This is a genomic window from Billgrantia sp. C5P2, assembly GCF_051062895.2.
The window spans coordinates 2,661,694-2,684,800 of sequence record NZ_CM128542.1 but is presented as its reverse complement, the minus strand read 5'-3'; the positions used below and the strand labels follow the sequence as shown (position 1 = coordinate 2,684,800).

19 protein-coding genes and 1 pseudogene are annotated in these 23,107 nt (G+C 54.3%); 19 read left to right on the top strand and 1 reads right to left on the bottom strand.

Annotated features, from left to right (window positions below):
• Window positions 1-129: 129 nt before the first annotated feature.
• The 12 genes from ACRWQA_RS12375 (at window position 130) to ACRWQA_RS12320 (ending at window position 12,219) form a co-directional block, all read left to right on the top strand.
• The gene (locus ACRWQA_RS12375) at window positions 130-558 is read left to right on the top strand and encodes a hypothetical protein (protein WP_434227299.1); all 429 of its coding nucleotides are present in this window, start codon (window positions 130-132) and stop codon (window positions 556-558) included.
• 95 nt (window positions 559-653) lie between these two features.
• A complete protein-coding gene (locus tag ACRWQA_RS12370) occupies window positions 654-1,343 on the top strand; it encodes an EcsC family protein (protein WP_434227298.1) in 690 nt (229 codons plus the stop codon).
• A 383-nt stretch (window positions 1,344-1,726) separates the two neighbouring features.
• On the top strand, window positions 1,727-2,527 hold the full coding sequence (locus ACRWQA_RS12365; protein ID WP_434227296.1) for a hypothetical protein: 801 nt from the start codon (window positions 1,727-1,729) through the stop codon (window positions 2,525-2,527).
• 258 nt (window positions 2,528-2,785) lie between these two features.
• Window positions 2,786-3,373: a hypothetical protein gene (locus tag ACRWQA_RS12360; protein ID WP_434227295.1), complete on the top strand. Its 588-nt coding sequence runs from the start codon at window positions 2,786-2,788 to the stop codon at window positions 3,371-3,373.
• Window positions 3,374-3,468: 95 nt separating this feature from the next.
• Window positions 3,469-4,107: a DUF5343 domain-containing protein gene (locus ACRWQA_RS12355; protein ID WP_434227293.1), complete on the top strand. Its 639-nt coding sequence runs from the start codon at window positions 3,469-3,471 to the stop codon at window positions 4,105-4,107.
• A gap of 3 nt (window positions 4,108-4,110) precedes the next feature.
• Window positions 4,111-4,701 carry a Swt1 family HEPN domain-containing protein gene (locus tag ACRWQA_RS12350; protein ID WP_434227291.1) on the top strand — a complete coding sequence of 197 codons (591 nt, stop codon included), beginning with the start codon at window positions 4,111-4,113 and terminating at the stop codon, window positions 4,699-4,701.
• 123 nt (window positions 4,702-4,824) lie between these two features.
• Complete coding sequence (locus tag ACRWQA_RS12345; protein ID WP_434227289.1) at window positions 4,825-5,925, top strand: PIN domain-containing protein; 1,101 nt, start codon at window positions 4,825-4,827, stop codon at window positions 5,923-5,925.
• A gap of 47 nt (window positions 5,926-5,972) precedes the next feature.
• Entirely contained in the window at window positions 5,973-6,596 is a 624-nt protein-coding gene (locus ACRWQA_RS12340) for a restriction endonuclease (RefSeq protein WP_434227287.1), read from the top strand.
• 131 nt (window positions 6,597-6,727) lie between these two features.
• The gene (locus ACRWQA_RS12335) at window positions 6,728-7,396 is read left to right on the top strand and encodes a hypothetical protein (RefSeq protein ID WP_434227286.1); all 669 of its coding nucleotides are present in this window, start codon (window positions 6,728-6,730) and stop codon (window positions 7,394-7,396) included.
• A gap of 213 nt (window positions 7,397-7,609) precedes the next feature.
• The gene (locus ACRWQA_RS12330; RefSeq protein ID WP_434227285.1) at window positions 7,610-7,903 is read left to right on the top strand and encodes a helix-turn-helix domain-containing protein; all 294 of its coding nucleotides are present in this window, start codon (window positions 7,610-7,612) and stop codon (window positions 7,901-7,903) included.
• A 27-nt stretch (window positions 7,904-7,930) separates the two neighbouring features.
• Entirely contained in the window at window positions 7,931-8,944 is a 1,014-nt protein-coding gene (locus tag ACRWQA_RS12325; protein WP_434227284.1) for a hypothetical protein, read from the top strand.
• Window positions 8,945-9,060: 116 nt separating this feature from the next.
• Window positions 9,061-12,219, top strand: a complete 3,159-nt coding sequence (locus ACRWQA_RS12320; RefSeq protein WP_434227282.1) for an ATP-binding protein — start codon at window positions 9,061-9,063, stop codon at window positions 12,217-12,219.
• Here ACRWQA_RS12320 and ACRWQA_RS12315 read toward each other — a convergent pair.
• Window positions 12,142-13,869: an FAD-dependent oxidoreductase gene (locus tag ACRWQA_RS12315; RefSeq protein WP_434227281.1), complete on the bottom strand. Its 1,728-nt coding sequence runs from the start codon at window positions 13,867-13,869 to the stop codon at window positions 12,142-12,144. The genes ACRWQA_RS12320 and ACRWQA_RS12315 overlap by 78 nt on opposite strands.
• 161 nt (window positions 13,870-14,030) lie before the next feature.
• On the opposite strand from ACRWQA_RS12315, the pseudogene ACRWQA_RS12310 reads away from it, so the two are divergent.
• The 7 genes and pseudogenes from ACRWQA_RS12310 to ACRWQA_RS12280 form a co-directional block, all read left to right on the top strand.
• Window positions 14,031-14,333: pseudogene (locus ACRWQA_RS12310) on the top strand (VapA/VapB family virulence-associated protein); the annotation flags it as partial.
• Window positions 14,334-14,485: 152 nt separating this feature from the next.
• The gene (locus ACRWQA_RS12305; protein WP_434227277.1) at window positions 14,486-15,292 is read left to right on the top strand and encodes a Stf0 family sulfotransferase; all 807 of its coding nucleotides are present in this window, start codon (window positions 14,486-14,488) and stop codon (window positions 15,290-15,292) included.
• A 961-nt stretch (window positions 15,293-16,253) separates the two neighbouring features.
• Window positions 16,254-18,422, top strand: a complete 2,169-nt coding sequence (locus ACRWQA_RS12300; protein ID WP_434227276.1) for a type VI secretion system Vgr family protein — start codon at window positions 16,254-16,256, stop codon at window positions 18,420-18,422.
• A gap of 3 nt (window positions 18,423-18,425) precedes the next feature.
• Window positions 18,426-19,340, top strand: coding sequence for a hypothetical protein (locus ACRWQA_RS12295; protein WP_434227275.1), 915 nt, complete (start codon window positions 18,426-18,428; stop codon window positions 19,338-19,340).
• A gap of 80 nt (window positions 19,341-19,420) precedes the next feature.
• Complete coding sequence (locus ACRWQA_RS12290) at window positions 19,421-20,548, top strand: WD40/YVTN/BNR-like repeat-containing protein (RefSeq protein WP_434227273.1); 1,128 nt, start codon at window positions 19,421-19,423, stop codon at window positions 20,546-20,548.
• Window positions 20,549-20,685: 137 nt separating this feature from the next.
• Window positions 20,686-22,287, top strand: a complete 1,602-nt coding sequence (locus tag ACRWQA_RS12285; protein ID WP_487247146.1) for an RHS repeat-associated core domain-containing protein — start codon at window positions 20,686-20,688, stop codon at window positions 22,285-22,287.
• Window positions 22,284-22,994 (top strand): hypothetical protein, encoded by a 711-nt coding sequence (locus ACRWQA_RS12280; RefSeq protein ID WP_434227269.1) that lies wholly within the window; start codon window positions 22,284-22,286, stop codon window positions 22,992-22,994. Before ACRWQA_RS12285 ends, ACRWQA_RS12280 begins: the two co-directional genes overlap by 4 nt.
• Window positions 22,995-23,107: the final 113 nt, after the last annotated feature.

Here is a 23,107-nt window from a genome sequence, read left to right as displayed (position 1 = left end):
AGCACAGCTAACAAGCTGTTTCGGTACATTCCGCACCTTCGGTGCCTCCATCGGACAGCCTAGACGCGGTTTCACCGCAGGCTGCTGAACAAGGGCGTTAGCCCTAAATCTCGTACAAAGGAGTATCGAATGAGCCAAGACGAAGTAGTAACAATAGCGAAAGCAAAGCGCCGTATTGAAGCTGTGCTGGAGACGAACGACGGATTCCTTGAAAACGCTCGCACCAATGCTGTGCCGCGAGACATACCGACCAAGCTAGAATTTGGGAGCGACGATGTATTCGTTGACGTCTTCGGTTATAGGATTCTATCGAAGCCACGAGTTGTGAGAGTCGGCGATGATTTCTACATGGAATATCGTTTTCTGGTCAGATTCGAAGACGAAGAGCATGAGGTAACCCGTTTCTATGTCGGGGCCGGCGGTCTAGTTTACGAAGACCTGGAATCAGAGTCCAAGATGTGCGATTACAACAATGAATATATAGCTAGTCTTATCTGCAGCCGGGTAGCTCTCGGCCTTCTCAAGTCACCAGTGTTTGATGTGGCGGAAAAGGGCTAACAAGCAAATCATGTACGCGCGATTCACGCGCCAGACGCCCTCCTGCGTCGGACGCCACATATTTGGGCGTATATAGTTAAATCTGAGAAAACCTCATGAGCAAGACGACGGATCTGAAGGTCATCGACAAGATAAAGACTATTGTCTTGGACGTGGATATTAAGTCGGTGTTTCGTGACGCCAATTCAGCGGGCCTTCCCGTCTCTGAAATTGCGGATTTTAGGACGCAGGCCCATAATTACTGGAGAATCGAGGACGTAATGCACGCCTACGCGGGGCTGGCAGCGCGGTACAGTGCAATGAGCGGTGCCACGGCGGGGATTGGTGGTGTAGTAACAGCAATTTCTTTAGGTGGTGTTGATGTCGCCAACATGGCGGCTCAACTTTACAGATTAGGGCAAAGGCTATCTATTCTGAACGGATTTGATCCTAACGATCCGCTTCAAAATGAAAAAAATACTGAAATATATCTATGCGCGCTTGGGTTCGATAGCGCAGCGCAGGCGGCAATTAAGTCTCAGCTTATAAAAGCCAGCTCTATTGCTGGAAAGCGCGGTGCCTATAGCAATCCAGTTATTAAGCTTATTGTGCTTGTCGCGGGAAAGCTTGGAAAAGAAATCACTTCAAAACAGGCCGCAAAGTTCATTCCAGTAGTTGGGTTTTTTGCAGGGGCAACGGTGAACTATGCTTTTGCACGAGCAGCCGCAAACAAGATGCTTGAGTCCTACAAGAAGGAATATTTTCGAACCTGGCAAGCTGAGCAGCGTCAGGCGGGAACTGTATAACAACAGGTTCCAGTCGACGTTGGAGTTTCCCCACTCCAGTGGACACGCATCGATAACTCCCCAACAGGAGAGAACCGATGCCCGAGATGATCACGGGGAAGAAAACACAACGCTATAGCACCGAGTTCAAAGTCAAATCGGTGGAATGGAGGCACCAGGCTCACTGGAGAGTCAAAGGCGTTGCCGAAGCACTGGATATCACCCCTTCATGCTGTCACGCTGGCGAAAGGAATACCTAGAGGGACAGTTCGCCATGAAACGGGTCAAGTGTCAACGTCAGTACGATGGGAAACCCCAAGAACCATGCTCCGCACAGGTGGGATTCTTGGGTCAATGTGTACGTGAATAATTTAAGTTTATGTGACAGTGATAGAGGCTTTTGCATGGCGACCCCCGATTGGCAAGCAATAGATATCTATGACCACGAAGCAACGGAGCATTACTGTGCTTTCCTCGATATTCTTGGTTACAAGAAGAAGTCCGAAGAATACTTTTCTGGCAGCTACAACTTGTACGGTCGGTTTAGGCGGGCTCTTTCGCATGCGATTGAAGTTCAAAAAATCTCTTCTCTGTTATGGGATGTTAGTGGGCTGGACGTCAAATTCTTCTCCGATAGTGTAATTTTGACGATCCCGAAGGATAAGTCGACCGACGGAGGGTTGATCGGACTTTTGCATTTTTGCAGGGTGTTGTCTGCACATCTGAGTTTCGAGGGGCTTTTTCTCCGGGGCGGAATTTCTGAAGGCTTGCATAAAGACGTTGTAGATAACGAGTATGGGTTTTCGTTTACCTCATCGGTTGCGCTTCAGAGGGCGTATGTTCTCGATAGCACCAAAGCCATTTTTCCAAGAATTGTGATTGACTCTTCTATTATTGAGTCATTGATTGGTGGTGGTGAAGACTATGTCATAAAGGATGGTAGGGAGTTTGTCTTGCACTTCGCCCCGCAACTAATTAATAGGGATGGGGGTAATGAAGATATTATCTTGGCTGAGATGCAAGAAATATATGAGAAGAAAATGCGGGAGACTGATGCCGGGGTTATTGCAAAGCATGAGTGGGTTCTGGATTATTACTACTGGACTTTGACTCAGTCGGGTTGCAAGCGTATTGACCGGTTCGAAAAATTTATAACCCGTGATATCCGTCGGTTCCGTCGGTTCTCCCTGCTAAATGTCAACTAGTGGCTTGGTGTGTGCGAGTGGCTTCCACTGACGAGTGTCTGCGTCTCAATGTTTTGGCGTCGCTTGGTCCGAGGCGTGTCTTTTTTAAGTAGAACTTTTTATTGGCCACTGAGTTTAAAGTGTAAAGCACGGCTGTAGGCTGCTTTATTGGATTTCCTAACGAATGAATGAACCCGGGATGAACCCAACAAAATCTTTCGCGGCTTCGCCGCTCCAGGTTTTGCGGGTTATTCTGGCGTTATGTTCTAAGGGAGCTGTGTGAGCGATCTACAAGAAGTCGAGAAATTATTAATGGCTGCAATTCAGTCCTTGGAGGAAGGGCTTGAGGAATATTGGCCGGTCATTAATCCTGATAAAAATGGATTGCAAGAGGCGAACCTTACTACGCACCTGGCACATCAGGCACTCATATCCGGCTTTTATGCGTATCCACAAGCATCGAACGCAAATATTCAAACTGGCCACAGCCGAGTGGATCTGCTTCTGCTCCGTAAAGCTAAAAAGACCAAGATTATAGTGTTTGTAGAAGCTAAGAAGCTATTTTCATCAGAGAAAGCCTTAGAGCTTGTTTCAGATTTTGAGAAAATCTGCCGGTTCCATTTTGTTCAGGACCGACTTCAACAAGATGATGGCCTTGATGTAATTAAATATGGTGTTCTGCTGGCGATAACCACGAGCTCTGCGAATAAGGAATGGTGGGACCATCCATATGATTGGGATTCCGGAGCATCTTGGGACAAGCTGAAAGGTGTAATTGAGAGTGCTGGAATTAGGTCGTCCGTTACTTTGCCTGTGCGCAGAAATCAGCACGTTTTGTATGCTATATACGAACTACCAACAAGATAACCAGTAGAGTCAGTCGGACCGGTCTGTTTCGCCTTGCTACACAAACCAGCCGCTGCGTATGGCGTTATGCATCAACCTACTAAAAGGAACTGTAGATGGCCCACAACATTCCCTATATGACCTCTCAAAAACGATTAAAAAGCTGCTTGGAAAAGATAAAGGAAGCAAGTACGCCAGAGCTTTTTAATGAGAAATTTCTAAATGAAAAGCTCGATATGAAAGGCGGATCAGCAAGGACTCTTCCGCCTTATTTAAAAAGAATTAATTTTATAGCATCTGATGGGACTCCGACGGAATGGTATAGGGAGTTCAGAAATCCAACCTTGGCAGGGCAGGCAGCATTTAAAGCGCTTAAGTACGGATATTCCGACCTTTTTGATGTAAATGAAAGCATACACAAAAAGGGTGATTCTGATCTAAAGGGGATAGTTGCCCAAGTTACTGGTCTAGATCATGACAATTCGATAATTACATATATAGTCGCTACATTTAAGACGCTCAAGAGCTTTGCTACTTTTGAAGAGCCTGCCTTCACGACGTCCGTTATCACTTCGGGTGAAGCCGATTCCTATCAGGAAAATACACACAAAAATAATATACCTCCTTCAAATGGCAGAGAAAGCGTAGGCTTGAATATTGGCTATAACATAAACTTGAACCTCCCTGCAACCTCCGACATTGCGGTATTTGATGCGATATTCAAAAGTCTTAAAGAGCATTTGTTGAAGGATTAAAAAGTGGATACACCAAGCAACTTGTTAAAATTATTTGGGATGTCCAACCAGCTCATGCTGCACGAATTGGACAAGGTTGAAGCAGATCATGATGTGGTACTTGGTCATAAAGTAGATAAGGCCACCGAAAAAGACGAAAAATATTATCCGCAGTTTGAATCAGAAGTTAGGGCAAAAGCTAGAGAAATGGCGCAACATTATGAAACATTCTACTGCCTCGAAGTGTCGATAAGAATTTTAATTACTGAGATGCTGGAAGAAAAGGCTGGTGCGACATGGTGGGAGAATGAAGAAATAGTACCGAAGGTAGTTCAAGATGGTGTGAGTGGAAGAATAAAGAAGGAATTAGACTCCGGGATAAGCCGACGATCAGATGAGCCGATAGATTACACTAATTTTGGTGAGTTGGGTGAAATTATAAAGAAAAACTGGGATACATTCGGCTCAATCTTTAATAGTACAAAGGGCGTCGAAAGGGTTTTGGCAAGTCTGAATACTCTGCGAGGACCAATTGCGCATTGTAGTCAGTTAGCTGAAGATGAAGTTCTGCGGCTAACTTTAAGTGTTCGCGACTGGTTTAGGCTGATGAGCTAGGAGCATAACAATGCCAAGCACAGCGATAGCTTTTTATTTCGGCTTCGCCTCCATAATCTTGCACTACTACGAAGCTGCGCGTGTTGGAGATGTTATGCTTTTTGCGAAATATGGCGATAGTCTATGAATTATATTGTTTTAGATACAAATGTATTTGTTCAGAATTTTTGGATGGACAGTAGTTCTTTCTTAATTTTACTAAAAAACCATAAGGTTGTGGCGGAGCAGCTTGTTGTTCCAGCTGTCGTCCGAGATGAAGTAATCAGTCAGTTTGAAAAGAAATACAAAGAGCAATACGCCAAAATAGAGCATCCGATTAAAAAAATTGAGTCTCAGTTAAAAGTAGAATTAAATTTAGAAAAGCTGATTGGTTTTTCGGAAAAGCTCAACACATATCGAGAGTTTTTCGATAATCTCATTCTCGAATTTGATATCGAAGTCATTGGTTATCCAGATGTACGGCATAGGGTAATTGCTGAAAAGGCGATGAGGCGGAAAAAGCCATTTAAAGATAATGGTGAAGGTTATTGTGATGCTTTGATTTGGGAAAATATCATCCTATTAATGAGTCGCTCTGAGTGTGATTCAGTGGCTTTTATAACAAATAATTCAAAGGATTTTATTGAAAAAGAAAATCTTCATACAGAGTTAATCCTGGATTTGAAAGAGCGCGGGCTTGATCCTAAAAAGATCAGTTGTCACACTTTGTTGAAAAGTTTTACTGATGTGAAGATATTGCCCCATTTGGAGCTTTCAGAATCGTTGTTGAATAAAATAAATAATTGTGATTTTGAAGAATTTGATTTTGAAAGCTGGCTGGAGGATGGCTTGTTTGACTTAATTGACGCTAGGAATGCGGCGAGAGCTTTAATAGGTTTAGAAACTGAAAACTGTGACATGCACCTAACAGAGGTCTATGAGGTAAAAAATATTATTGCTCATGATGTTCGATTGATTGGTGATGCCACAAGATATGTTGAATTATCAGTTAATGCCGGCGTCTCATGCGAAGTTTGTGCTGACTGGCAGCAATATCAAAGGGATTATGAAGTAAAACGGCTGCTTGATGAAGGTACGGAATACCCCGCGCCCTATGCTTGTACAAGTTTCTCTGGACCGGTTTCTTTAAAGCTGGCTCTTGTAGTAGAGGGGGATGAGATTGAGAACTCTAATTTGGAATTGATTTCAATTGGCGATAATGGCATAACAAAAAAATTTAGGTGACGCCTATAACGCACCTGATTTTGTTGTTATGAAACTTGGAGGTGGGTTTGAACACAGTAGCAAAAGGCGACAGATTCGAAGATAAGGTCTTCGCTAATATAAAGGGTCTCGTAAGCTCTGGTTATTTGGGGCTAAATCCCAGTTGTTGTCGTCTATTTCAGAATAAGGGGTATTATTCGAAGGATAGAGACAGCAGCATTGTCGTAGATATTTCTATTGAAATTTGGATGCCAGGTGCAAACACTTGGTCAATGCTTTGGGTCTGTGAATGTAAAGACTATTCCAAGCCTGTTCCAGTTGATGACGTTGAGGAGTTTAAAGCAAAACTCAATCAAATGGCGGGAGTTAACGTTAAAGGGCTTTTTGCAACCTCTTCCGCTTATCAGCGTGGAGCTTTAAACTACTCTCGTTCAAATGGAATTGGTTTGCTTAGGCTGTTACCAGATGAGCAAATCGACATGGTTTTGTACCATATGACGCCAGAAGATTTCAAACAGTTAGAGCAACAGAGAAAAAATGAATACAAAAGGGCATTGGTAAATCAAGCACATAGAACTGAGGGCGCTGGTTTTTACTCAGTTTATAACGGTTTCGTATATCACACCTGGGGATCTTTGTTAAAGAGTTATATGTCTGAAATTAAGGGTGAAGTTCCACAACAAAGCGTTTAATTCAGATTCGCATCACTCTGAACTTTTGCTTTGAATCGACTTTGGTGTTTATAGCACTATAGCTTAGGTTATGTGGTGGTGTTGCTAACTTCTTAACGCGGCGTAAGGCTTCTTTTCTCATCGGGGATTCTATGGTCAACGAAGTTGTTGCATCTGTTTTAGCATCTCTGGGTGGAGCTACCTTCATAGTAGCAGCGTTCGCTCACTTCCTTGGGACAATATGGACAGATCGAATCGCTAGGTCGACGAAAGCAAGATTCGACTCGGAGCTCGAAACGACTAAGGCCCAGCATCAGTTAGCTCTGGAAACGTTCAAGTCGTCTTCGTCCAGGGCACTGAAAGAACAAGAATATTTTGCAGGCATATCCGCAAGTTTCTACGAGAATTTCTTTTCTGAGCGGGTCGGTACGTACCTTAAGTTGTTGGAGTTAAAAAACCAGTATATAACCTCGATGGAGGAAGAGTTCCTGACGGAGGTGCACGAAGACTGGGGCTCTACCTACCACGCAACTTATACGAAACTCCGAAAACTAATTATTGAGAAGCAAATTTACGTTTCCAACGATCTCGATAAATGCTTTGAAATATTTAGATCCGAAGCTTCTAGGTATGTTAAGGATGCCGATCTTGTAGAAGCACATACCTACACGCAGGACGAACCACCGTGGGAAAATGAAAGTTTGAGGACTGTTTATGAAAAATTTGCAACCAATACTGACCAGCACATGCAGGTTGTTATGGAACAGATCGGTAGAGATGTTGCTAAGCTTCGAGCTCGAATCGAAATAGATAAGGCCTAACAAATGCAGGCAGAACGACGTGGAGTTCCCCCACTCCAGTGGACACGCATCGATAACTCCCTAACAGGAGAGAACCGATGCCCGAGATGGTCACGGGGAAGAAAACGCAACGCTATAGCATCGAGTTCAAAGTCAAAGCAGTTGAGTGGAGTCACCAGGTGTACAGTGATGGTATTCACCTGACATATCCACCGCCCAACAAAGGACCCCAAATTGATCATCACCCAAGACGGGCGTTTGCGGCTGGATCGTGAGCGCTTGAAGCAGCATCGCAAGCGGTTGGGCCTGAGTCAGGAGGCGCTGGCCGAGTACTGTTTTGATCGGCGCTTGTGTGTCTCCATCGCTTCGATCAAGCGGACCGAGAGTGGCAAGACGGTGCTTTATCGTACCGCTCGTCACCTGGCCGAGATCTACGAGGTCGAGGTTGAGGAGCTGTCGACGGAGGCCGAGGAGGCTTTGCCCTCATCATTGGTTGCTTTTTTCTTTGCTCTCCCGGAAGCTTGCTAGGAAGAAGTATTAATAGAGAATTAGAAAGTGAAACAATCTCAAGCTACGGAAGATAAAGTTATAGCGGCGGTAAGGGAATTTGCTCGCTCGTTAAACTCGGGAGGGAGAGTCGTAGCCGATATGTCTGCACTTGTTGATGCGACATGTCAACTTCCTCTTTCGAGTTTTGAATATTGGGAGCGATTGATTCGTTCTGAGTTCTCTCTGGCCCTAAGTGAATCTACGCCGCCAAAGTGGAAGGTGTGGGCAAGGCATAATGTCACATTAACATGGTTAGATATTGTAAGTCGGGATGGTTACACGCGCGAGAAAACTTTGCACTCTCTGACTGGTGCGGCACCAAACGCCTTCTTTTTTGGCCTTGCTGTTCGAAGGCTTAATGATTGGGTGCCACAAGTTCGTAAGGCTGCAAGAGAAAAGCTGCCAGAAATGGCAAAGGCGACGGACCCAGAAATTGTGGCTGAAGTGCGATGTATTGTTCTTTCCAATTGGGGTTCATGGGGGCGGCTTGAGCAAGAGGACAAAGAGGTTGTCCTTCAGCTTGTATGTGATAATCAGGTGGCTGAATTGCTAAGGTCCAAGTTGATTTCTTCGGCATCTGGACCCATGCCAACTCTCTTTACTCAGCTTGGACGTACGCCGATTCTTGATGAAAAAATGGAAGATATTGCTAGCCTGGCTATCCAACCCTCAGTGCGAGCTAAAGCTTACCGCAGCCTATTTGAAGGCCGAATAGCATGGATGGTCGGTTGGAAATGGGAGTGGACAGATATTCGTTACTGCGAAGGGCGGGAGAAGCCAATAATTCATGAGAGAGAACTAAACGTCCAGGCCTCATTGCCCGCCTTGTTGAAAAGATCAGCCGAGGACCGGTCGTCTCTTGTAAGACGAGTTTCAGCCGAAGTTCTTATTCGGGAACGTGATAGTCTAGGTGTCCTCGCGAAGGAATTGGCTGAAAAATTCTCATCGGATAAATCCCGCTCCGTATCCGAAAAGGGGCTTTTTGCGTTAAAAAAACTGGAGAAATCGGAGCGTGACTGACCGCAAAGCCAGCGAGTCATTACATGTCCGTGCTCTGCTAGGCTTAGCCTCTTCCTAAAGACCAAAAAATCTCGTTTGTCCTTCATACTCCACCTACGCGGCAAAGGAAGCCAACAGTGATCATCCCCCAAGACGGGCGCTTGCGGCTGGATCGTGAGCGCTTGAAGCAGCATCGCAAGCGGCTGGGCCTGAGTCAGGAGGCGCTGGCCGAGTACTGTTTCGATCGTCGTTTGTGCGTCTCTATCGCTTCCATCAAGCGGGCCGAGAGCGGCAAGGCGGTGCTTTATCGTACCGCTCGCCATCTGGCCGAGATCTACGAGGTGGAGGTCGAGGCGCTGTCGGTGGAGGCCGAAGAGGCTTCCGCCGTGTCCGCCGCCGATGTGGAGGAGATGGAGAGCGCCCGCGTGCTGATCCAACTGCATGCCGTGGCGGCCGATCCCTCGGCGCTGGCGAGCTGGGTTCAGCATTTCGGCGGCAGCCTGGCGGAAGGGAGCACGGCGCTGTTCGGGCTGCCCCGGGCTTACCGCAGCGATGCGCAGCGCGGCCTGTTGTGTGCCGCCACCCTGGTGGAGCAGGGGGTGGCCCGCGGCGTTTATCTTCAGGCCGGCCACTGGCCGGCTTCTGAGTCTCCTGTGATTGCGAAGGATGCGAGCGGCGTTTGGGTCGAGCGTGGGGTGGCGGTGCAGTTGGCGGAGCGTTTCGTTTTCGATGATGAAGGCGGGGAGTGGCTACGCTATCGCCAACCCCGGGACGAGGCGCACGAGGCCCGCTTCGATCTGGTGGGGCGCCGGGTGGAGCTGGGGCAGCTGCAAGCCATCCTGGAGAGTACCCGAGCCTACCAGGCCGGCCATCTGGTCTACATCCGCGGTGTGGCGGGCATCGGCAAGACCCGCCTGAGCGCTGAGTTTGCCGAGATGGCCGCGGCCCATGCCGATCATCACCAGGCCGAGGTGTTGGACTTCGGCACGCGCGCCGACGAAGGCCCTCTGATGCAGCTCACCCGCTCGCTGCTGCAAGCCTCCGGCGAGGTGCAGGGTGAGGGAATAGACGAAGCTCAACTGCTTGACCGCCTCTCGGCGCTGCGCCTGCCGGTGGACCATGCCATGCTGCTGCGTCCGCTGCTGGGCTTGCCTCAGCCGGAGCAGGCGCAGTCGCTCTATGCGGCCATGACCCCCGCGACCCGCAGCCAGCGTTTGGTACAGGCGCTGCGCGACGTGCTCCTGGCGCGCTCCATCCATCGCCCCCAACTGCTGGTGGTGGAGGATCTGCACTGGGCCGACGAGGCGCTGCTGGCGACCCTCACCGGGCTGCTGCAGGAGACCCAGGATGCGCCGGTGATCTGGCTGTTTACCTCGCGCCTGGAGCAGGACCCGCTGGAGACCCGCCTGCGGCCACAGCTGCCCGAGTTGCCGCTCACGCTGATCGAGCTGCCGCCATTGCGCGCCCAGGAGGCCGAGGCCCTGGTGGCCAGCTTCGGCACGGTGCCCGCCGAGCACGCCGCCCGCTGCGTGACCCAGGCCCAGGGCAACCCGCTGTTCCTGACCCAGCTGCTGCTGTTCCATCCTCACCGCAGCTTGCCGGCCAGCCTTGCCAACCTGGTACAGACCAAGCTGGACCAGCTCACCGACCTGGATCGTCGGGCCATGTGCATCGCCGCCGTGATGGGGCAGCGCTTCTCCCTGGCGTCGCTGCAGGAGGTGCTGGGGCAGGCCGATTACCAACCCGAACTGCCCCAGCGCTACAGCCTGGTTCGCCCGCTGGAAGAGGGCAGCTACCGCTTCGTGCATGACCTGATCCTGCAAGGGATCTATGAAGGCATTCCCAAGATTCAGCGCGACCGCCTGCACCTGCGCCTGGCCGAACTCTACGGCGAGGCGGAACCGGGCTTGCGGGCGCGCCACCTTCATCGGGCGCGCTCGCTGGAGGCGCCGAGTGCGTTCCTGCAGGCGGTGGCGGCGGAAATGGGCCGCTACCGGCATGAGGAAGCCCTGGCGCTGCTGAAGCAGTGCCGCACCATCGATTATGCGCCGAAGGATGAGTACCGGCTGATGCTGCTGCAGGGCCAAGTGGCGATGGCCACCGGGCGTATCCAGGCGGCGAGGGAGCTCTTCGAGGCGGCCCGTGCGTTCGCCCGGGAGGAGTGTCAGCGCATCAGCGCCGACCTGTGGCTGGCTCGCGTGCTGAACATGCTCGATGCGCTGGAGGCGGAGGAGGCGATACTTGATGGCCTGCTGCCCTTGGCCGAAGCGCTGGAGGATCCCTTGCCCCTGGCCGAGGCGCTTTATCTCAAGGGCAACCTCTACTTCCCCCGCGGCGATTTCGCCACCAGCCGCGCCTACCACACCCGGGCCCTGGAGCAGGCCCGCCGTGGCGGCGATGTGCGCACCGAGATCCAGGCCATGAGCGGGCTCGGCGATGCGCACTATGCCGAGGGGCAGATGCGCAGCACCCTCGAGATGTTCGACCACTGCGTAACGCTCTGCCGGACCCACGGCCACGCCGACCTGGAGGCCTCCAACCTATTCATGCTGGGCACAGCGCGCATCTACGCCAACCAGACCGAGGCGGCGCTCGCCGACTGCTTCGATGCCGCCGAGCTGGGCAAGCGGGTCGGTAATCGGCGTGCCGAGGTGGTCGCACGGCTCACGGCGGGGTGGATTCTGATCTCCCAGGGCGACCCCCAGGCGGCGGACGAGCAGATTGAACAGGCGCTGACGGTGGCTCGCGGCCTGGGCTCGGGGCGCTTCGAGGCCTTCCTGCTGGAAAGCCGTGCCCGGGTCGAGCTGATCACCGGGCGGCTGGCCGAGGCGCGCGCCAGCATCGAGCGTGCCTGGCAGCTGGTCGAACAGCATGGGCTGAAGGCCTTTATCGGCCCTTGGGTGCTGGGCACCCGGGCACTGCTGGAAGAGGAGCCTGAGGCTCGCTTGGCGACCCTGCAACAGGGCGAAGCGCTGCTGGATGCCGGCTGCGTGGGGCACAACGGCTATCGCTTCCTGATCGCGGCGGCGGAGGTCAGCCTGCTCGACGGGCGCCCGGATGCGGCGCGCCATTATGCCCGGCGCCTGACCCAGCTGATGGCGGCGGAGCCCTGTGCCTGGGGCGAGCACCACCGCGCCCTGATCGAGGCCCATGCCGACTGGCTGGAGAGCGGGCAGGTGGAAGGCGACAAGGGCAGCGAGGTGAGCACCCTGCAAGCCCTACGGGCGTGCTGGCACCGTGGCGAAGCCGCTGGCCTGGTGATGACGCTGCCTCGCCTTGCTGCTAGTCGACGCTAACCGCAGGGGACCCTCGATCCGACGCTCCGGTGCCTCCAGCAGCAGGGCGACGAGGTGCTCCGATTGCTCCAGGCACTGCTCCTGCAGGCCGGCACCGCGCGTCCAGCCGCCGGCGAACAGCAGTGGGCAACCCTCTTGGCCTTCGGCGCTCTGTCGTGCGGTGGTCTGGTTATAGCGCTCGATCTCCGCCTGCGCCTCCAGGCAGTTGGCATCCAACACGTTGTGCTTGAACAGGGTCCAGGCCTTGGCTTCCAAGGCGCTGTCCAGTGGCGGCAGCCGGTCCCGGTAGCCTGCCTCGCCGGGTGCGGTGTTCGCCAGCGCTACGGGCGTGTCCAGGGGAGAGGACTGCCGCTCGAGCATCTCGCTGCGGGGAATCCGGTTGAGGTCATCCACCAGGGAGACGAAGTACTGCGGCAGGCCGGCCTGGTTGTAGGCGGGGTTCTCGGCATCGTTCTGGTGGCGGTTCGCCACGTAGTCGATACGGTAGGGGAAGAAGGTGTCTTCGGGATTGCGCACCTCGATGTTATAGGTGCGCCACAGGTTGCGATTGGGCGGCAGGCGGGCGGCGGCGGTGTGGCAGACGCTGAAGCTGCGGGTGTAGCGCACCTTGCCGAGGATATGCCGCAGCTCCCGCTGGGTGTCGCTCAAGCCGTCGCCGAACGTCAGCAGTGGCAGGGCGTCTTCGGCATGAGTGGCCATGATCAGCAGGTCGGCGTCCCAGCGGCGTTCGCCGGGAGCACACTCCGTCAGAGTCACGCCCTGGGTCGAGAGGCTGGCCTCCACCTCGATACCGCGCAGGATCTGAACGCGGGGGCCCGGCGTATTCGGGTTGGTGATATGCGCGGCCAGGGCTTCCAGCCAGTGCTGGGCGCCATGCTCGAAGTAGCGGCGGTCCGGGGGCGAGCCGCCTTCCTGAATGCGGTAATACTCGAAGGGGGCCTGGAGCGGCATGCCGCCCGGGCCGCGATCGTCGGCGAAGTACATGGCCGAGATGCGGGGGTAGTAGATGCTCTGGCGGATACGCTCCAGCCGCGCCGGCAGCTCGGGGTCCTGCCAGTCGATGGTAACGCTCAAGCGCTCCGCTGCCGCGGCCAGCATATCGGCGGGCGCGGCGATACAGGCATCGAAGAAGTCATCCACCGTATAGCGCGGGGTAACGCGATGATTCTCCACCAGGGCGATAGCGCTTTGGTGAACCACGGGGATCAGTAGTGCCAGCCGGCCTCCATCGACCTTGCTCAGCTCATGGGCCGGGTCGCTGACGCCACGGAACAAGTCCTTGTCGTCGGTCAGGGCGATGCTTCCGTCGCGGCTGAAATAGCTCTCGGTATTCTCCAGCGGCTTCATGCGCTCAAGCTCGCCGATCTCGCCGAGTATCGTGCGCAGGCGGTGGTAGGTGGCCAGGTTGACGTCATTCACGCCCAGGTCGGCCCAGCGGCGATAGGGCGAGTCGGGCTTCCCCGGATAGCGCCGGCAGCCAAGGTCGACCCACACCGTCTCGGCATTGCCGCCCAGGGTGGCCTTGCGCTCGAAGATGGTGACCTCGAGCTGTCGGGCCGCCTCGCTACCGAACTTCTGAAGGTAGTAAGCCAGCGACAGGCCGGAGACGCCGCCGCCGATGATGGCGATCCGTAGCGGTTTTAGGTCCATGATGGTGCCCCCCAGTAATTGTTTCCCCAAGAATCCGCCAAGAGGACGTCGCTTCCAAGGGCCTGGGATGAGCTGATACCGAAGTGATCCGTTGCGCTTCGTGGCGCCGTTTCCAGCGTTCGTGGTGATACCGAGGTGATGCGGTCACCCATCACGTCGCCAATGGCAGCGTGGCCAGCCTGGTCTTCTATCTCAAGTTCCAGGTCAACATCACCGATGGCAAGACCTTCGACGGCCACGCCGGCGGCGCCTCCTCACCGGGCGGCGGCGCACTCTTCGGGCACGTCTATACCAACGATCTCGACCGGCTCTATCGCGATACCGTGAGCTTCGAGTTTCAGGCCACGCCGGTCTACCTGAGCATTCTGTACTTCGACAGCCACAGCAACCTGCTGGGCCACTTCCAATCCGGGGCAGTCTCCATCGTCACCGGCGTCGGCGGTGGCAAAGGTAGCTGGCACTGAGTGATCACTTGGGCTTCAGTAGGCCAACACCGGGGGCGCTTCGGCGCCCTCGAATCATGTGATTGGGGATCACTAGGGAAGATGCGAATTATCATCCATACTGCGGGGCAGGGGCTGTAGCGTCTATCTGTCTTGCATATGGAGGTGATCCAATGCATCTATATGAAGAACAATTTTCAGAAAGTCATGACTACCCAAGAGTGGAAGCCCCTTCCAAGGTGTTGATTATCGCATCCACGGGAAGGTGCGGCAGTCATATGCTTGGACATGCATTACATGAAACCAACAGATTTGGTTTCCCACTGGAGTATGCGAACCCTGCAAATCTTTTGGAATGGAAGAGGCGACTAAAAAAAGATGAGTTGCAAGCGGTTATGGCGGAAATAAAGCGACGAAGGACATCGCCTAACGGCGTGTTTGGAATAAAGCTTCATTATCCGCACATCAAGCTGTTTGGTGGTTTCGATAATGTGGCCAAGTGTTTTCCAGATGCGTATTACATTCTCTTGTCGCGAAAGGATCTATTGAAACAGGCCGTATCACTGTCGATAGCCAGTCAAACAGGGGTCTGGATTGCTGGCCAAAAGGCGGTAAGCGATGATCCGCACTATGAATTCGCCCATATTGACAAATGCCTTCGCGAGACCATTTTGAACAACGCCTCGTGGAGGTACACGTTAGCTGCTAACGGCTGTAATTACATCGAAATGAACTTTGATGATGTTCGTCATGATCTCGTTCGGTCGATAAATGATATAGCAAATTTCATGGGCGTAGAGATCGATCCGATTGAAATACCCCGCGAACCAGTCACAAAAAAGCAGAGTGACCTTAGAAACGCAGAATGGGAGAAGAGATTCATCTCTGATTTCAATGCATCTAGTGAGCTTTTGAGTAATGCAGGACCAAGCATCATCAAGAAAATTGAGGGCAAGGTCAAAAGGATGCTATCTGCGTAACAAGACGCTTAGGACGCCAACCCGCTGCTCGGCTTGTCGCAGTGTGCTTTGTGTTTGCGTTTGCGTTTGCGCATAAGAGGTTCCTGTCTGCCCGGAAGCGTTCCTCCTGGTTTACCGTCGATACTTCGCATGAAATTGCTAGCAAGGCCATGCGCGCGACAAGCGCGTGCTGGCAACGTTATAGGTCAGCATCAATATGCATTTAGTTTTAGGATTAAAGACAAAGCCATTTTTAGTCAGTGTTTTGGGGTGGGTTTGCTTCCCAAGCATGTACTTGCTGGTTGGTATCTTTACCGCACTGGGGTTATCTGTTGAGACTTCGTTTATAATCGCCTCGCCGGCTGGTATCTTGGGGTTATGCTGCTGGGTGTGTGCTCTCCTAATCAGCATACAGTTGTTGGTTAAAGGTCAGAATATAGTCTCTTCTTTTGCTGGGCTTGTAACGAGCTGTATCCCCCTGGCTGTTATGGGCATCGCATTTTGGGTGGCCACAAACAGAGGTGTGTGAACCTCTTAACTCGGCCAAGCACTGCGACAGTTTTTTGTTGCGGCTCCGTTTCCACTGCAAAGCTGCTCTTGTTGGCAACGTTAAACCATTATGCCGGGCAGTTTGTCTAATATTTTCTTAGCCCCCGAGCCAGATTTCTGACTCGGGGGCTCTTGGTTTTTATTCCATCATAACTTCGCCACCAGCGTCATGCCCGCCTTCGGTCGGTTAGGCCGTTGGCAGTTAGGCCACGTCTTTACTCGCCACGCCGTTGGCGCCTTGGCGCCAACGGCGCAGGGGCAGCCCCCGAGACCAGCCAGGGAGCTGTCCGCCTCATTTGTAAGCTATCTCTTACATCAGAATCGGCGATGTGCCACAGAAACCCGCCGCTGCGATTGGTATGCTCTCTGCGCGAGGAATTGCGATTCCCCTAATTAACCAATAAAAGCAGCATCTTTCACGCAGGGAGGCATCATGGCCGATGCAAGCGGATGGCAATTCACCCTGGCCTTGGCCGGGGCCGACGACCTGGCGGTGGTCGAGTTCACTCACCGCGAGGAGCTCTCCGCGCCCTTCGAGCTGACGGTGCACTTCGCCAGCCGCGACGGCAGCCTCTCCGCCACCGACATTCTCGACCGTGAGGCCACCCTGACGATCTGGCAGAAGGGCGAGGCGCTGCGCCGCGTCCATGGCATCGTCAGCGAGTTCGGCCGTGGCGACCGCGGCCATCGCCGCACCTTCTATCACGTGAAGATCCAGCCCGCGCTGTGGCGCCTGGGGCTGCGCCACAACTCGCGCATCTTCCAGGAGGTCTCGCCGCTCACCGTACTCAATACCCTGTGCGACGAACACGGCCTCACCGATGTCGCCTTCGCCGCCACCCGCGAACCCGAGACGCGGGAGTACTGCGTTCAGTACCGTGAGCACGATCTCGCCTTCGTCGAGCGTCTGGCCGCCGAAGAGGGCCTGTTCTACTTTCATGAGTTCTTTGAGACGGGCGGTGAGACACCCCGCGCCGCTCATCGCCTGGTCTTCGCCGACGCGCCCCAGGTGCTCACTCATCTGGGCAGCCGTACCTACCACGGCCGCGCCGGCGGCACGCCACCGACCCGCCACGTGCGCAAGCTTGAGCAGTTCGCCCGGGTCGCCCCGGCATCCACCACGCTCAAGGACTACTCGTTCAAGCGCCCGGCCTACGGCCAGTTGCACGACCACCTCGCCGACGGGCTGGAGGAACACGCCCAGCGTGTCGACTACGAGCATTTTGACTACCCCGGCCGCTACAAGCGCGACGCCTCCGGCCAGGCCTTCACCCGCATCCGCCTCGAATCGCTCCGCCAGAGTGCCAGCACCGCCGACGCCGAAAGCGACCTGCCCGAGCTGGCCCCGGGCGTGCGCTTCACCCTGACCGACCACGACCTCGATGAGCTCAACCAGGATTGGCAAGTGCTCGGCGTGGTCCACTACGGCAAGCAGCCCCAGGCCCTGGAAGAGGACGGTATCGTCCAAAGCCAGACCGAGGGCGGGAACAGTGGCGGCATGACCACGTACCACAACGACCTCGTGCTCATGCCCGCCGACCTGGCCTGGCGCCCCAAGGCCAACCCCAAGCCCCGGGTCGATGGCCCCCAGGTCGCCTTCGTCGTCGGGCCCGAAGGCGAGGAGATCTACTGCGACGAGCACGGCCGGGTCAAGGTGCAGTTCCCCTGGGATCGCTATGCCGAACCCAACGAAACGGCGAGCGCCTGGCTCCGGGTCAGTCAGGACTGGGCCGGCGGCGGCTACGGCAGCCTCGCCATCCCGCGGATCGGCCATGAAGTTTTAGTCAGCTACCTGGAAGGCGACCCCGATCAGCCGCTGATCACCGGGCGCATCTACAACGCCGTCAACACCCCGCCCTACGAACTCCCGGCCAACAAGACCCGCACCGTCATCCGCACCCAGAGCCACCAGGGTGAAGGCTTCAACGAACTGCGCCTGGAAGACCAGGCCGGCCAGGAGCAGATCTGGCTCCACGCCCAGAAAGACCTGGAACTGCTGACCAACAACGACCGCACCGAAGAGATCGGCAACGACAGCCACCTCACCGTGCACCGCAACCGCATCAGCGAGATTCACGGTAACGACCACCTCACCGTGCACGGCCAGCGCCACCTCCAGGTCGACGGCGACGACCACCTCATCGTCGGCACCACCCGCCACGAAAAGACCGCCCGCGCCCAGCTCGTCGAAGCCGGCCAGGAAGTGCACCACAAGGCCGGCAGCAAGACCGTGATCGACGCCGGCGCCGAGATTACCCTCAAGGCCGGCGGCAGCTTCCTCAAGCTCGACCCCAGCGGCATCACCATCGTCGGCGCCCAGGTCAAGATCAACTCCGGCGGCAGCCCCGGCTCGGGGAGTGGGCAGGGGGCGGCAGAACCTTTGTTACCGGTAGGTGCAGAAGGGCTTGCCATGGGCAGTTACGATCAAGCGTTCGTCATCACCTGGGCGGGTACCAATATTCCTGCTGCCAACATGCGCTACCGAATGACTGACGCTCAGGGCAAAGTCGTCCAGGAGGGGCGTACTAACGAACTTGGCGAAACCGAGATGGCGCAAAGCCAAAGGCCGGGGCGGCTTCATATCGATATTCTGGAGGATTGAGTTATGACGTCGCTTGAACGCGTACTGGGCGGGGCGGATGCATCTTATACCCCAGCGGACGATACGGACCGTGTTGAGGTGCCACTGCATATTTGTGACAAGCAGGTGCCGCCTGCTGCAGAAAGCCTACTGGGGCGTTGTGAATTTTATTATCGGCCGCTTCACGATGAGTTTATCGACAAGACTGGGGTGGCTACGTGGGAAGTTATTCGGGCTTGGGCAACAAGGTGGAATCCTTTTGATGATGTTGGAGTGGTACGTCGGCTTCTGGCGAATCGCGATATATTAGTTGCTCCCAGCAGTACGCATGAACACTGGTCACGCCATTCCAATTTTATGATGCGCCATATTGGTTGTGAGCATCAGCCGCCAGATTATTACATCAGTTATGGCTACTATTACTGCTACACATATGGAGAGCGTTTACGGCCTAGGCTAAGTGAGTCAGGGGGGGCTTGGTTAGACGACGCGCGCTATCTTCTGCAAAGTAATATTGAAGATGGATTGAAGGATAATATGATAGGCGAGGAAGTTAATGTTGTAAGTCGCCGGTATCCCAATCGTAGCGTTCAGATGGTTGTGCCTCAGTATGAATTGGAGCTGAATAAGAATACATTTAAAACCTTTGCTTTTAATACTCATGTCCCGGCCTACCTGGATGCTGGTCTTGCCGACCTTCCGATCAGTGACTTGATGCGCATCGGTACTCAGCCAAATGTCGAGGAGTGGCTGGATGGAGAGACATGGAACCAAGCCTTTGATAGCGGTATGGAGGTGGGGCGTGAAAAAATTATCGGTACGAGAGATGCTATCTCAGCCGGTGCGCGGGCGGCGGCTGAAGCTGTCGGTGCGCATGTCAATGAAGGGGTTAGTGCTGTAGAACAAGCGCTTTCACGTTTAATGCATCACCTGCGTTAGGAGTGGATATGCGTAGAATTCGTTGGCCACTAGCTGTGCTGATCGTATTGATAGCGAGTTACGGGATAGGGGGAGGAAGGATGTGGGAGCGCGTTAGCAATGATTTTATGAAGGAGGATAATCCCTACGGCCCAGGTGATTTCCGAATTCGCGGCGAGCAGGTGGTTTCAATGAAACTGACCAACCCGGAGATAACATTCAAACCACGAGCGGAGCGAAGTGATCCAAGTAGGGCTGAGCCTACTGAAGCGTGGATGAGTAACGTTAATGAAAGAGCTAATCGTAGGTCTGTGCGTATTCTAGAAGGGCACTTGGTAAATGGTATTGAGCAGCGCTTCGAAGAGCGCGCTCAACAAGCAGAATGGTGGTTGTCACCTAGCTGGAACACTATCTACCTGGCAACCGGCTGGACCAATTATTACGATGAGCCTGCAGTGGGCCAGCGCTACACACCGCAACTCACCCAGCTTTTCAAATCTACCGACCAAGGACAAGAGTGGGAAAAGCTCCGCTGGCCTGAAGACCAGAATATTACCTTTCTACGCTTTCTCGATGCCCAACGCGGCTATCTGATTGGCTGGGGGCCGAAGATCTGGCGCACGAGGGATGGTGGAGACCATTGGGATGAGTTGCCAGTACCCGAAGGCTCTCGCAACCCTGAAAATCCCCGCCAACAGTTCGATTTGGTAGCACTAGGACAAGACAATGTGCTGCGCCTGGCTTTCTACGATCATGCCGCCGATGCCAGCCGGATCCATGCGCTGCCTTGGGGAGAAGAGATCTCCCAGCAGACCTTTATGATTCCCGGCCATGTGGTGATGGATATCGCGGCCAATAGCGAAGGCAACGTTTATGTGCTGACCACCCAGGGTGCGCCCTACTTCTCACTCCCCGCGGAGGAACGAGAAGCGCCTCGACCTAGCGTCGTGTGGAGCTGGAACGGTGATACCTTGGAGCGGTTGCATGAGTTTCCGCCCGAGCTGAAGGGCTATGCGCTATACCTGACACCGGAAGAAGGCCTTCTGGTTGACGGTGTCGACGAGTCTAGTCTGATGGGTAGCGACGTTACCGCGGTGAGCTACGACGGGGGCGGAAGCTGGAAAATCGAAGATGAGGGGCGTAGCGCCCAGGGTGGTTATTACGATGCGCAAACCGGCACCCGTTGGCGAGTGGAAGGATATTCGCTCTATCGACGCGAGATTCCCTAAATGGGGTCTAGAAAGCCCTCTCAATGGCTGTTTCCTACGCCTTAGATGCATGCGCCTTAATTTACTCTCCCACTGCTTGGGAAGACACTTGCTGTCTTCCTGAGCGGTAGCGTGGCTAAACCAGCCGCTACGGAGACCTGCCCGAACTCGCCTGGCACACCTATGGCAGCGGCCACCTGCACGGCCTCAGCGCGCCCGGGCTGGGCCTCGAAATTGCCCTCGAGCCCGACGCTCTGCACCGCGAGACCCAGCGCCGCCTGAGCAGCGCCGATCAGCCCCAACCGCTGATCCTCGAGCGTGGCTATACCGAACTCGGCCAAGTGGATCGCCTCAGCCTGCGTGGCCCCGGTAGTGCCCAGGACGAGCAACACTACCGCTACGACGCTTTGGGCCGGCTCAGTTTCCGCAGCTCAGGGCAGGGCAGTAGCAGCCCGATCATCGCCTACACCTACGACCCCGCCGGGCGGCTGATTGCCAGCCAGCACGGCGACCGCGCTCACCGCTACCCGGTGGACGCCGCCGGCAACCGGTTGAACGCACAGCCGGGTGAACCCACACGCCCGAACGCCGCCAACCAGCTCAGCGAACTCGACGGCAGCCGTTATCGCTTCGATGGTGCCGGCAACCTGATCGAGCGCGAGGCTTCCAATGGCGAGCGGCTCAGCCTCGGCTACGACGGTGCCAACCGCCTGGTACGGTTGATCCGCACCAGCGCCCAGGGAGCGACCGAAGAAGCCCGCTACCGCTACGACGCCCTGGGGCGGCGCATCAGCAAGACTGTCCATCACGCCAACGGCACCACCGCCACCACCGCCACCACCCACTACGGTTGGGATGGCGACCGGCTTGTGCACGAAGCGAAAGAGAACCAACGCACCACCGTGGTCTATGAGCCAGGCAGCTTCGTACCCATGCTCAGAGTTGACCAGGCCGGCCCCGACGCGCCTAAGCAGATCAGCGCCTACATCACCGACGCCTTGGGCACACCCATGCAGCTCGTCACGCCCCGGGGCGACACCCTGTGGCAAGCCCAGCCCGACGACTGGGCAGCGGTCACCAACGAACAGGGCCGTACCGCCCAGCCCATCCGCTTCCAGGGCCAGTGGCACGACGAAGAGAGTGGTCTCTACTACAATCGCCACCGTTACTACGACCCGCAACAGGGCAGGTACATCAGCCAAGACCCGATCGGTCTGAAGGGTGGCAGGAACCTGTATGGCTATGTCAGCAACCCGACAGGGATGGTGGATCCGCTGGGGTTGGAGGGAATGCATAGTTGCCAGTCGCATGAGAACCTGAGGATAACAGCTGAGCAACAACAACTGGCCGATGTAGGAAATGTACAAGGATTTTGGGAATCTCGACTAGAAATGGGAGACCCCGTTGCTAGAGCGGGCTTGGCATCACTGAACCCATCCGGCGGGGTCGCAGATTATCTGTTTGGCGGCACTAGTATTAACAATCGTTTGGAGGCATTTTCACGAGTTTATGCAGGCACCTCAATAGATATTGATAGTGTCCGGCTGGATCTTATGAATGCGCATATTGATGCGGTAAACAACGATACGGCAGGTGTTTTAGGCCTCCTTAATCCTCAGCAGATCGCAGTCTATCATCACGAAGTGTTCGCTGAGTATGGCTTGCCGTCGACTGCTTTTGGTGGAACACCATTGACTGGCTCTGTCTGGGAGGCGGATGCGACCCGCGTCGTGTGGTGTGGCGGATGTGATTGGAAATGAAGCTTACTGGTCGTAATATGAGATCTATAATAGTTATTTTGCTGTCAGCATGCGTAATTGGCTATTCGGCTTCGGTCTTTATGTCCGACACCGTTAAAGTCAACCTCGGAGACGACACTTTTGAGATCCCAAAAGTAAATTCTCGTCAGGGGAGTATGCCTAGCTGGATTGCTAACTTGCCTGGTTTGGATGATGGCTCTAAGGCGTTTGTTTTGGAGTTTTCTGCGGAAGGGCTTTCAGAAGCAGCGCCAGGCTACCAAGTCAGGGACGGGGATTATATCGAAGTTATACGCGCAGTTCTTCATGTGTTGGAACCATATGAGGTAGCACGGTATGAAGATCCGGATAGATACCGTGATCTTTGGGAGAAGGCAAATTCTGGGAAAGAGGAAGTTATTGAAGCACACCATGTGGATGGATGGTATAAAATTTATCCTCGGACCAGTAGTCGTAACTGGTCAGTGGTTAGGCAGCTTCCGAGGCTTGGGGGGGGCGCGCCTAAAGATCCTCTAGATTTTTGGGTTGCGGACTGCCGATACAGCAATAGTCCTGTAACAGAGACGGGGATGAGGGAAAGGTGCCTGACATATATTTTCTACGATGATATCGCAGTTGAATTTTATGTGTCTGGGCAGAATCTTCATCTCATAGATGAGATTAGAGATCATCTCAGGGAAAGGGTTGAGTCTTGGAGGGTGAAGTCGTAGTTTTTGGATTTTTGAGCGATGGCGTGTATCATGCCGGGCTTTGATTTCTATTGCTATTCTTTCGGATGTACAGTGATAGTATTCGCTTGACAGTCGAAACTGTCACCAAGGAA